This window comes from Cohnella xylanilytica (assembly GCF_014212175.1).
Classification (GTDB): Bacteria; Bacillota; Bacilli; order Paenibacillales; family Paenibacillaceae; genus Cohnella; species Cohnella xylanilytica.
On sequence record NZ_JACJVR010000064.1, the window covers coordinates 92,648 to 104,569 of the forward strand.

The window sequence follows — 11,922 nt, forward strand, 5'->3', positions numbered from 1 at the left end:
TCCTTTGGAAAATGCAAACAAGCCTCTGTTCACCCTCCATCATAGACGGTTTACCGTGCTTCTGCAAGCCTGCCTTGCTTGGAATCTGCGAACGTTCGTCGACATTTTCGCACGCGATTATCGCGGGATTGCCGCGGGATTACGAAGGGACTCGCTTTCTGCTACAATAGGAGGCATCAAGAGCGATAGCGGGAGAGGAGCGGAGACGTGCCGATGAGAGAAGAGACACTGCACTCGCTGTTCGGCGACATGGTCGAATGGCGGCGTTATCTGCACCGCCATCCGGAGCTGTCGTTCCGGGAGCACCGGACATCGGCCTGGATCGCGGAGAAGCTGGAGGCGTGGGGGCTCGAGGTCCGCAGAGGCGTAGCCGGCACCGGCCTCGTCGCCCGGCTGACGGGCGGCCGGCCGGGGAGGACGATCGCCCTTAGGGCCGACATCGACGCGCTGCCGATTCAGGACGAGAAGACGTCCGAGTACGCTTCGTCCGTGCCCGGCGTCATGCATGCTTGCGGCCATGACGGCCATACGGCCGAGCTGCTGGCCGTGGCGAGATATTACAGCCTTCATCGCGAGGAGACGGCGGGGACGCGGGTGTTCCTGTTCCAGCCGGCCGAGGAGACGCTGCCCGGAGGCGCCGTCGGCATGATCGCGGACGGGGCGCTGGACGGCGTGGACGCGGTGTACGGCGTCCATCTCTGGACGCCCTTCCCGAGCGGAGCGGCGGCGACCCGGCCCGGCCCGTTCATGGCTTCGCCGGACGAATTCGAGGTGGAGATCGTCGGAAGAGGCGGGCACGGGGGGCTGCCCCACCAGAGCGTCGACGCGCTCGTCGCGGGCGCCCATCTGGTCGTCGCCTTGCAGACGATCGTGTCGCGGAACGTCGACCCGCTCGAATCCGCGGTCGTGTCGGTCGGCATGCTGAACGCCGGCTCGGCGCGGAACGTCATCGCCGAGAGGTGTACGCTGGCCGGCACGGTGCGCACGTTCACGCCCGAAGCCCGGGCGCATATCCGGCAGCGGATCGAAGAGGTCGCCCGCCACGTAGGCGCGATGCACGGAGCCGAAGCGAAGGTCGCGTATTACGAGGGCTACCCTCCGGTCGTGAACGACGCGGCCGAAGCGGAGCGCTTCTTCCGGGTGGCGTCGTCCATCCTGGAGCCCGGCGACGTCCGGCGCTGCGACGGGATTATGGCCGGAGAGGATTTCTCCTATTATTTGCGCGAGCGGCCGGGCTGCTTCTTCTTCGTCGGAGCCGGGGCGGAGGACGGCTCCTCCGCGCCCCACCACCATCCCCGGTTCGACATCGACGAGAAGGCGATGCTGACCGCGGCGAAGCTGCTCGTCGGAGTGGCGGACGATTCCGCCGAGGACGCCGGCCCGCGAGCGTGAGGGCATGAGGGCCGCGCATGATCTCCTTGCTTTTCGGCCACGCTAAGGCGTGCGTGAACAAGGAGGAGATGAACAGCATGCGCAAAGTGTCCGACATCATGACCACCGACTGCGTGACGGTGAAGCCGCAAGACAACATTTACGAATGCGCCGTTCTGATGAAGAAGCACGACATCGGCTTCCTCCCCGTCGTGGAAGGCAGCAAGCTGATCGGCGTCATTACCGACCGCGACCTGGTCATCCGCGGCTACGCGGAGAAGCATCCGGGTTCGGAATCGGTCATGACCGTGCTCACTGAAGAGGTAGAGACGATCTCGCCCGACCTGTCCGTGGACGAAGCCGGCCAGCTGATGGCGGCCCGCCAGATCCGCCGGCTGCCGGTCGTCCGCGGCGGCGAGCTGCTGGGGGTCGTCTCCATCGGCGACCTCGCGATGAGAGAGATCTTCGTCAGCGAAGCCGGGGAAGCGCTCAGCGCCATCTCCGAGCAGGAGCACCGCGAACCGTCTTATACGCACTGAATCCGAATCGAACCGGAGCCCGGTTCCGCCAGCGGCGGAGCCGGGCTTCTTCGCCGTTCGGGCGGCGGGCGGCTGAACGGGCGGCGAATTGGACATCATGGGACCAGATAGCGATATTCTTCAAGCGCCGCTCCCGATCGGCCGGGCCCGAGCCGGCCCGGAAGGCCGCGGCGGCGCGCCGGAAGGAGAAGGAAGATCCCATGAGCATCGTTCATTCGCAGCCGCTGCTGATCCAATCCGACGGCACGATGCTGCTCAGCGAGCGTCATCCGCGGTACGAGGAGGCCCGGGACGTCCTGCGGGAAGTCGCGGAGCTGCGGAAGCGGCCGGGAGAATGGCATACCTACCGCGTCACCCCGGTCACGCTCTGGAACGCGGCCGCGGCCGGCTGGACGGCCGACGGCGTCCTGCGGAAGCTGAGGTCGCTGGCGCGCTACGGCGTGCCGGCCGCCCTGGAAGGCGAGATCCGGCGTTCGATGGACCGGTACGGCAAGCTTCGGCTCGTTCAGGAGGAAGGGCTCGTCCTCCGCTCGGACGACCCGGGGCTGCTGCGCGAGATCGCGGCGGTTCAAGCCCTGCGGCCATGCTGGCTCGAACCGCCGCTCGCCGCGAGCGTGCGCGTGAGGCCGGAGGCCCGGGGCTGGGTCAAGCGCGAGCTGGCGGCGCGGGGCTATCCCGTCGTCGACGAAGCGGGCTACCGGGCGGGGGAAGCGCTCGCCGTCGAACTGCGGCGGACGACCGAGGCCGGCGAAGCCGTCGCCCTTCGCGACTACCAGGCCGAAGCGGTAGAAGCGTTCGCTCCGGAGCGCGGAGACGTCCGCGGCGAAGGAAGCGGGGTCGTCGTCCTGCCCTGCGGGGCGGGCAAGACGTGGGTCGGGATGGGGGCGCTGGCCCGGCTGCGCTGCGAGACGTTGATTTTGACGCCGAACGCCACTTCCGTCTCCCAGTGGATCCGGGAGCTGCTGCGGCATACGACGCTGAGCGAGCGGGACGTCGGCGTCTATACGGGGGACAGGAAGGAGGTGCGGCCGGTCACGGTGGCGACCTATCAGATACTGACCCACCGCAAATCGAAGGACGGCGCTTACCCGCACTGGAAGCTGTTCGTCGACCGGAACTGGGGGCTGATCGTCTACGACGAGGTTCATCTGCTGCCCGCGCCCGTCTTCCGCATGACCGCCGACCTTCAGGCGACGAGGAGGCTCGGCCTGACGGCGACGCTCGTCCGCGAGGACGGCCGCGAGAACGACGTGTTCGCCCTCATCGGCCCGAAGAAGTACGACGCGCCTTGGCTGAACCTGGAGAAGGAGGGCTGGATCGCCAAGGCCTCGTGCCGGGAAGTCCGCGTTCCGCTCGCCGAGGAGTCGGCTTCTCTCTATCAATCCGCGCCGAAGCGCTCCCGGCAGCGGATCGCGGGCGAGAATCCGCGGAAGCTCGAAGCGGTCGAACGGCTTCTCGAGCGGCACCGGAAGCAGCAGACGCTGATCATCGGGCATTATCTGGACCAGCTCCGCTTCCTCGCCAAGCGGCTCGATCTGCCCGTCATAACCGGCACGATGCCCCAGGCGGACCGGCAGCGGCTGTACGACCGGTTCAACCGGGGAGAGCTCGGCGTCCTGGCGGTCTCGAAGGTGGCCAACTTCGCGGTGGATCTTCCGGACGCCTCGGTCGCCATCCAGATCTCGGGCAGCTACGGCTCGAGGCAGGAGGAGGCCCAGCGGCTGGGCCGCATTCTGCGGCCGAAGCGCGACGGCTCGCAAGCGTACTTCTATTCGCTTGTCAGCGAAGGGACGGACGAAGTCGAATTCGCCCGCAAGCGGCAGCGGTTCCTGCTGGAGCAAGGCTATCCGTACGAGGTCGACCGGTTCGAGCCGGAGGCTTCGCCGATCGGAGGGGCGGAAGCGTGAAGAGGGAGCGTGCGGGAACTTCCGGCAGTCTGCCGGAGTATGAGGCGGGTTCGGGGCCGGCGGCCGAGCTTCGGGCGAAGCCGGCGGAGGACGGGACGCTCGAGATCGAACTGGACGAGGCCGCCGCGTGCCGTTATTGGGCCGGCGGGGCGAGCCGGCTCGAGCGAAGGCTGCTTCGGTGGATTGTCCGAAGATACGCGGGACTCCCGTTCGGCGAGGACGAAGCCGAGCTCGGCTTCGCGGCCGACGAAGCCTGGACCGGGGCGGAGATCCGGGTAGCGCTGGCCCGGATGCGCCGGGACGGCGTTCTGCTGGCCGTCCGGAAGGCGTGGGGAGACCGGCTGCTCTACGTGCCCGCCGAGAAGGCCGGAATCTGGCAGCTGACGCTGGACCCTCCGGGAGCGAAGCCGCTGCCGTTCGAAGGGGAGGCGGACGCGGAGCCTCTCTCGGCCGGCTCCCGCCTCCCCTTGTCGCTGGAGCTGCTGACGGTCTGGTCGGCCATGAGGCGCCACGGCTTCCCGCTGACGGCGAAGGGGGTTCCCCATAAGGCGCGGGCCGACAAGCTCGTGTCCGCCATGCGGCTGACGGGCGAGGAGGTCGAGTCCTCCGGCATTGTGACCGCGCGCGAGCAGCCGGCGCCGCCGAACGTCGCGCTCGCGCTCGATATCGGCCTCTGCGTCGGGGCGCTCGCGAGGGAGCCGGGGCGTATCGTGGTGTCCGACCGGCCGCCCGCGGCCTGGGCGGGCAAGACCCGTCCCGAGGTCGACGCCGGGCTGCTGGAGCTTGCGACGCTGCGGTACGCGGGGCGGGACGCGAAGCTGCATAGAGCCGCGACGGCGCTGCGCGGCTTGACGCCTGGCCTCTGGTACAAGGAGAGCGAGGTTCGCGGGAGCGCGGATTCGGCCGCGGAAGGCGAAGACGAAGCCTGGGAGAGATGGCTCGGCCTGATGGCGGCCTGCGGCTGGCTGGAGAGAGCCGTCGTATCGGATCCGCCGGGAGCGGGAGAGAGAATGCTGCGCTGGACGATCGATCCCAGGCCTCCGGGCCTTCGAAGAGGAAGCGCGGCCGCGGAGGCGGCTCCCGGCGAAGGCACGATCTACGTTCAGCCCGATCTCGAAATTCTCGTGCCGCCGGAAGCGGGCTTCGACGCGCGGTGGATACTCGAGGGCGTCGCCGAGCGGACGGCCGCCGATGTCGTCTTCGCGTACCGGCTGACCCGCGAATCGTGCCGCCGGGCGAGCGAAGCCGGCTGGACGTTCTCTTCGCTAGCCGATTGGCTCGCGCAAGAGTCGGGCAGCCCGCTTCCCGAGCCGGCGAGGCGCGCCTTGGCGGACTGGTTCTCGCGGCTCGGCAAGGCTTCGGTCGCGGAAGCGACGCTGCTGCGGCTCGCCGACGAGGAGGCGGCCCAGCTCGTCGCGCGGGACGAGACGGCGTCGGGCCTGCTGGAGGAGCGGCTCTCGGAGCGCGTCTTCGTCGTCAGGCCCGGCTGCGCGGAAGCGCTGGTCCGGCGTCTCGGCGAGCTCGGCTATCCCGCCGCGGCCGTCCCCGCGGCCGGCGCGCGGACGGCGGGCGGCAAGCCGGAGGCCAAAGACAGGGCCGAACCCGGCGTCCCGGACGGAGGTTCTCCGGAACGCGGGGGAAGGCCGGCCGACCCGGGCTGGGTGCAGCGGCGGCCCGCTTCGTCCTTCTACGAGGAGGATCGCTCGCCGCCGAAGGAAGAGGAGCTGTTCCCGGGACTCGGGGACGTTCCCGCCGCTTGGCTGAAGGAGCCGAGAAGCTACCACGTCTCGACCCGGCGCGAGCTGGTGGAGCGGGCCATCGCCTGGCGGACCGGGCTGAAGCTTCGGCGGGAGAACGATTGGGTCCGCTTCGTTCCGGAGAAGGTGACGCCGACCGAACGGGGCTGGGCGGCGACCGGCTGGATCCGGCCCGACGGGGAGACCGGGCCGGTCCGCTTCCCGCGCCAAGAGTGGTCCGCCGACCTCTTCGCGGAGATGATGATCGAGCTTCCGGCGCCCTCCGGGCCGGGGCCGGACGGGACTTGGACAAATCATTGACCGCACGGTCGACGTTTGTGGTATGATATTGGGGAGCACACTAGCCGAAAGGTGGGGTGAACCCGTTGATCGGAGTTACCGAGAACCAGCCCGAGGCAGCGGTGCCGAGCCGCGCGTCGGAAGATGAGCCCGCCGACTTCGCGACGCTGCTGTCCCGCGCCTACGAGCTGGGAGAGATGATCAAGCAATCCGCGCTGGCCGCGGAATACGTTTATTACAAGGACAAGGTGAGTCGCGACGCCGACGTCCACGCCTTGGCCCGCGACTTCGCCAAGGCCAAGGAACGGTTCGCGGAATGCGAACGGTTCGGCCGGTTCCATCCCGATTACAACGAAGCGCTCGACCGGGTGTACGAACTGGAAGCCCGGCTGGAAGCGATCGGACCGGTCAAGCAGTACAAGGAAGCCGAGCAAGCCGTCGACCTCCTGCTGCACGAGGTGTCTCTCGTGATCGCCCGCGCGGTGTCCGACAGCATCAAGGTTCCGGACAACAATCCGAATCCGAAGGGCTGCGGCAGCGGAGGCAGCTGTTCTTGCGGCGGAGGAGGATGCGGATGATGGATGAAGTGGTGGAGCCGGCAGGCGCCGAAGCTCCCGCGGAGCAAGACAATACGATCGCCGGCAAGTTCGGCGAACGGACCGGTTACATCGTCTGGTACAGCGATTGGAAGGCCGCGAGAGGGCTCGATAAATACGGAACGCTGCATTACCTCTCGCGCAAGATGCATTACGCGGTGCTGTACGTCGACGCCAGCGCTTCCGAAGAGACGCTTCGCCATCTTCAGCGGCTTCCTTACGTCAAGAAGATCGAGCGTTCATATCGCAACGAGATCAAGACGGAATACGAGCGCAACGTTCCGGACAAGACCCGGTTTTACGGATTGTAATCGGGACCGGCCGCTTGTTCGACTCCCTTCCCCATCGGCGGGAAGGGAATTTTTTTGTCCGCGCGCCCGGTCCGACGGGCTCTCCGAACGCGGCTTGAACGAATTTTTTCTTCATATTTCTTTAACAATTTCGCGACATTCGACCGATATATACATAGAAAGCGCAATATAGACATCATTTTCCGATCCAATTATAATGAGCTTCAGGTAAAATGTTAACGCATTTTTAAGAATCAAAACAATTCGCTTCGATTCGAGGTGCGCCTACATTGACCAAGATTCTCGTCATCGAAGATGAGAAGATCATCGGAGAGATGATCTCCATGTACTTGACCGACGAAGAGTTCTCCGTGCGCAGGGTGGAGACCGGACGCGACGGCCTCGAAGCGGTCGACGCCTTCGGGCCCGACGTGATCCTGCTGGACCTCATGCTGCCGGACATGGACGGAATCGATCTGTGCGAGACCGTGCGCCGGCGATTCGATACGCCGATCATCGTCATCTCCATGAACACGAAGGTGAACGAACGCGTCCGCGCCCTTAACGCCGGCGCGGACGATTATATGTGCAAGCCGTTCAGCATGCAGGAGCTCAAGGCGAGGATCGGGGCCGCCGTGCGCCGGTACAAGCCTTCGCTCGCCGCCCCCGCCGAGACGGCCGCGGCGGCCGCCGATCCGGACGCCGCGCACGGAATCGGACTGGACCTGCAGAAGAGAACGGTGACGGTGGACGGCCAGCCGGTGGAGACGACGTTCTCCGAATTCGAGCTGATCAAGCTGCTGTTCGAATTCCCCGGACGGGTGTTCACGCGGGACGAGCTGATCAATACGCTTCGCGGCATCGATTCGTACGTCAACGACCGCGCCATCGACGTCCACATTACCAATCTGCGCAAGAAGCTGGAGAAGAACCCGAAGGAGCCCCAGTACATCAAGACGGTATGGGGAGTCGGCTACAAGCTCGCGCTGGAATAACGCCGCCGCGCATCCGCCGCCCGCGGAGGACGGGACGGACGGCGGCTTCATCGAATCTCCTTCCTGCCGGAATCCGAACGGATTTTTTGGGCGCGAAGGAGGTTTTTGTCATTGCCGGGGCGAATCGGGCTTAAAGGGAATTGCATCGCGGAGAGGAGAGAGACGGTTGTTCCAATCGCTGCGCCTGCGGACCTGGCTTCTGCTTCTACTAACGACCGGCTTCACGCTGGTCGTCTGCGGCTTGATCTATTACCGGTCGGCGCAGTCGACGATCAAAGCTTCCTTGCTCGACAACGCGAGCCTGTCGGTGCGGACGGGCTCCGATTCCGTCGCGGTGCGGGTGGACGATCTGATCCGCCAGGCGGCGTCGCTTCGAGACCGGATTCCGTTCGAGAGAGGCTCGGAGGAGAGATTCATGACCGCCCTGCAGCAGGAATGGCTGCTGCAGGGGACCTTCCGCGCGCTCGGCTTCAGCGACCGGGAAGGGCGCCTTCGGATGACGAACGGAACCGCCGCGAGCATCCGGAACGAACCCGCCTTCGCGTCGGCGCTTCAGGGCGCGAGCGTCATCCGGCACGCTTATCAGCTGGAGGCCTTCCCGGACGAAGACTCGGCGTACATCCTCCTTCCCGTATACGACCGGACCCGGCTCGTCTCCGGCGTGCTCGTCGCTTCGGTTCCGATCGGCCAGATCGGCGGCAGCTTGTCGCAGACGGTTCTGAGGCTCTCCGAGAACGAACGGGTTCCGAACGAATTCGCCTTGCTGGACCGGACCGGCAACGCTCTCTATTCGACTTACACGGCGACCCGGCTGACCCCGGAGGACAACCGGACGATCGTCCGGGCCCTCGCGAGCCGCAAGGAGACGACGATCGCCAGGGAAGGAAGCCGATTGTTCGCGTCCGCCGTCCCCGGAACGGAATGGAGCCTCGTTCTCGTCGTGCCGACGGACAAGCTGTACAAGCCGCTGCACCAGCTGCTGCTGCGCACGATCGCGATCTGCCTGGCGATGGAGCTGGCGCTCGCCGTGCTGTTCCTGCTGCTGATCACGCCCCCGTTCAAGCGGATCCGCGAGATTCTGAAGACGACGGAGGCGGTCGCCGCCGGGTACTTCCACGCCGAGCCGTTGAAGCCCGGCATGAACGACGAGATTGGAGCGCTCGCGTCGTCCGTGAACGGCATGGTCGAGCAGCTGAGGAATCTGTTCGAGCCGCTGCAAGCGGTCACGAACCAGAACGACTACGGCATCATCGTGACGGACAGGGATTATCGGATCACGCAGTTCAACGACACGGCGCAGCGGATGCTCGGCTATTCCGCGGATGAAGTCGTCGGGAAGATGACGCCCTTGCATTTCTCTTCGATGGAGGAGCTCGAGGCGAAGGCGAAGCGGCTGTCCGGCAAGCTCGGCCGGACGGTCCGACCCGGCCTGGAATACTTCCGCGCCATGCTCGCGGGCCGGATGTCGTATTCCGAGGAACGGATCTATATCCGCAAGAACAGGGAACCGATCCCCGTGTTCCTCAACGTCAGCAAGATCGTGGACAAGCACGGAAGGGTCACGGGGTACGTCGGTTTGTTCCGGGACATCACGAAGCAGAAGGAGATCCAGGCCGAGCTGACGAGGGCGAAGCAGAGCGCGGAAGAGGCGAACATGGCCAAAAGCGTGTTCCTCGCCCGGATGAGCCACGAGATCCGGACTCCGATCAACGGGATCGTCGGCTTGTCGCAGCTCCTGCAGAGGACCGAATTGACCGAAGCGCAGCGGGATTACCTGCAGAAGATCGTCACCTCCTCCGAGGTGCTGCTCGGCATCGTCAACGACATCCTGGACTTCTCCAAGATCGAGGCGGGCAAGTTCGAGCTGGAGCAGGTGGCGTTCGAGCCGGAGGAGCTGTTCCGGAAGCTCGGGGACACGCTGAGCATCTTCCTGAGCAAGAAGCAGCTGGAGATGATCTTCGACGTGCCGGATTCGCTTCCCCAGCGTCTGATCGGAGACCCGCTGCGGCTGGAGCAGATTCTTCTCAACCTCGCGAACAACGCCATCAAGTTCACGAACCGGGGCCACGTGCACTTCCGCGTCCGGATGCCGGAAGCTTCCGCCGGACGGGTGAAGCTGGAGTTCTCGGTGGCGGACACGGGAATCGGCATCTCCGAGGAGCAGATGGCCCATCTGTTCCAGCCGTTCTCCCAGGCGGACGGGTCGACGAGCCGCAAGTACGGCGGAACCGGCCTCGGCCTCGTCATCGCCGACGAGCTCGTGTCGCTGATGGGGGGAAGGCTCGAAGCGGAGAGCGAGCCGGGGCAGGGAAGCCGGTTCTTCTTCTCGCTCAGCTTCCCCGTCGCCACGGGCGAAGCGGCGCCCCGTCCCGCGATTCCCGCGGGGGACGTTCCCCGTTCCTCCGTACTGTGCATCGAGAGGCCGGGCTTGATGCAGAACACGCTGCGCGGGATGCTCGCTTCCTGCAACGCGGAAGCCGTCTTCGCCGATTCGTGGAAGAGCGCCTTGGCGCTGCTCGGCGGGCCGGAGGCCGAGAAGAGGTTCGACTTCGTCATCTGCAACATGGAGATGCCCGACATGTACGGGGAAGAGACGTGGCGGAAGCTGCAGGAAGCGGCTCGGCCGGCGCTGACGATCGCGATGACGACGCCTTACGGCCAGAGCGAGTGGCTCCGCATGGAAGGATCGGCCCGGCCCGACCGGATGCTGATCAAGCCGGTGAACCGCCGGGCGCTTCGCAACCTGATCGAGAGCATCCGGCAGGAGCGGGAGCACGGGAGCCCCGAAGCTCCGCGGAAGGCCAAGAAAAAAAGCTCGCGGCCGGACAAGCCGCGCATACTTCTCGCGGAAGATCATACGATCAATCAACAGGTCGCGTGCGAGCTGCTCCACAGCCGGGGGTACGAGACCGGCATCGCGTCGAACGGCCGCGAGGCGTTGGAGCTGCTCCGCCGGGACCATTGGGATCTCGTTCTGATGGATCTTCACATGCCCGAGATGGACGGGATCGAGGCGTCCCGCGCGATCCGCGCCCGGCGGTCGGGCTGGCAGCTGCCGATCGTCGCCATGACGGCCAACGTCATTATGGAGGACCGCGTCAAATGCTTGAACGCGGGAATGAACGACGTCGTCACGAAGCCGATTCGCGCCGACGTCCTGTTCGAAGTCGTCGACCGGTGGCTGCGGCACGCCCGCCAGATCGATTGGGAGGACGCGCTCGACCGGGTGAACGGCAAGGAGTCGATTCTCAGGCACATGCTCCGGACGTTCGGCCAGGAGTACGACGGCTTCGCCGATGTTCTCCGCGGCAAGCTGGAAGGAGGAGAAGGGGATGCGGCGGCCAAGCTTCTCCATACGCTGAAGGGTGTCGCGGGCAATCTGTCGGCGCGGGCGGTATTCGCGGCGGCGGAATCGCTGGAGGCGGCGATCTCGGCCGCGAACGGCGGGCTCTCGACCGAGAGATGGATCGTTCCGTTTACCCGGCTGGAGAAGGCGTTGAAGGAGCTGCTGACCGCGATCGAGCTCGAGGAGAGCAGAGCGTCCGCCCTTTTTCTTCCAACCTTGGATCGGTTTTAATTTTTTGTTGAATCTTCGAGAATACGTGGGTTAGAATGTACTTAACTTCCTATTTTTGTGCCCGATATCTAGTCCTTAAGGCTTACATTCAGGAAGGGGGTAACCCGGTGAAAGACAAGCAGACCGAGCGTTGGGGTACATACGAACCTTTCCATGTCGCCTTGGGCGACAAGAAGATCGTCGACATCATTATCACCAATCACGCGCGCGCCCGTTGGACCGACCGGGTCGAGGCCGTGAAGACCGGTTACTCCGATATTGCCCAGTATCTGTGGCAATGCCTGAAGGAAGGCCGAATCGTCTCTTACTATCGGCACGAGCAAGACGTGTACACGATCGACGACGATCTCGTCTTCGTCGCGGAATTCGCGGTCTCCGAGAAGGAAGTGGACCTGCTGGGCAATCCGCTGCACAAGATGATCGTCGTGACCTTCCTGGGCCGCATGTCCGAGACGATGGAGCTTAGGGACTTGAAGACGTACTATTCCTGGCTGCGCCATTCCAGGAGAATGACCTTGATCAAGAACAATCGCAAGAGAAGATAGCAAGAAGCGCCGGGCATGCCTTGAGGGCATGCCTTTTTGCGTTGCCGGCGGGGCGGCGGGGATCGG

General features: G+C 65.3%; 9 protein-coding genes. All 9 read left to right on the forward strand.

What is annotated here, in order from left to right; genetic code table 11:
- Window positions 1-213 precede the first annotated feature (213 nt).
- The 9 genes from H7B90_RS16880 to H7B90_RS16920 all read left to right on the forward strand — a co-directional run bounded on the left by H7B90_RS16880 (window position 214) and on the right by H7B90_RS16920 (window position 11,856).
- The gene (locus H7B90_RS16880) at window positions 214-1,392 is read left to right on the forward strand and encodes an amidohydrolase (RefSeq protein ID WP_185137061.1); all 1,179 of its coding nucleotides are present in this window, start codon (window positions 214-216) and stop codon (window positions 1,390-1,392) included.
- A 77-nt stretch (window positions 1,393-1,469) separates the two neighbouring features.
- On the forward strand, window positions 1,470-1,910 hold the full coding sequence (locus tag H7B90_RS16885) for a CBS domain-containing protein (protein WP_185137104.1): 441 nt from the start codon (window positions 1,470-1,472) through the stop codon (window positions 1,908-1,910).
- A gap of 200 nt (window positions 1,911-2,110) precedes the next feature.
- Window positions 2,111-3,817: a DNA repair helicase XPB gene (locus H7B90_RS16890; protein WP_185137062.1), complete on the forward strand. Its 1,707-nt coding sequence runs from the start codon at window positions 2,111-2,113 to the stop codon at window positions 3,815-3,817.
- Window positions 3,814-5,874, forward strand: a complete 2,061-nt coding sequence (locus tag H7B90_RS33435; RefSeq protein WP_185137063.1) for a helicase-associated domain-containing protein — start codon at window positions 3,814-3,816, stop codon at window positions 5,872-5,874. The genes H7B90_RS16890 and H7B90_RS33435 overlap by 4 nt, the downstream gene beginning before the upstream one ends.
- A gap of 68 nt (window positions 5,875-5,942) precedes the next feature.
- On the forward strand, window positions 5,943-6,431 hold the full coding sequence (locus tag H7B90_RS16900) for a YlbF/YmcA family competence regulator (RefSeq protein WP_246578415.1): 489 nt from the start codon (window positions 5,943-5,945) through the stop codon (window positions 6,429-6,431).
- 56 nt (window positions 6,432-6,487) lie between these two features.
- Window positions 6,488-6,760, forward strand: coding sequence for a YlbG family protein (locus H7B90_RS16905; protein ID WP_246578416.1), 273 nt, complete (start codon window positions 6,488-6,490; stop codon window positions 6,758-6,760).
- 269 nt (window positions 6,761-7,029) lie between these two features.
- Window positions 7,030-7,734 (forward strand): response regulator transcription factor, encoded by a 705-nt coding sequence (locus H7B90_RS16910; RefSeq protein WP_185137064.1) that lies wholly within the window; start codon window positions 7,030-7,032, stop codon window positions 7,732-7,734.
- A 166-nt stretch (window positions 7,735-7,900) separates the two neighbouring features.
- Window positions 7,901-11,311, forward strand: a complete 3,411-nt coding sequence (locus tag H7B90_RS16915; RefSeq protein ID WP_185137065.1) for a response regulator — start codon at window positions 7,901-7,903, stop codon at window positions 11,309-11,311.
- Between the two features lie 107 nt (window positions 11,312-11,418).
- Entirely contained in the window at window positions 11,419-11,856 is a 438-nt protein-coding gene (locus tag H7B90_RS16920) for a hypothetical protein (protein ID WP_185137066.1), read from the forward strand.
- Window positions 11,857-11,922 lie beyond the last annotated feature (66 nt).

Bases quoted from the DNA above. Each gene is read 5' to 3' on its own strand.
- H7B90_RS16880 (WP_185137061.1), top strand. From the start codon at position 214: ATGAGAGAAGAGACACTGCACTCGCTGTTCGGCGACATGGTCGAATGG.
- H7B90_RS16885 (WP_185137104.1), top strand. From the start codon at position 1,470: ATGCGCAAAGTGTCCGACATCATGACCACCGACTGCGTGACGGTGAAG.
- H7B90_RS16890 (WP_185137062.1), top strand. From the start codon at position 2,111: ATGAGCATCGTTCATTCGCAGCCGCTGCTGATCCAATCCGACGGCACG.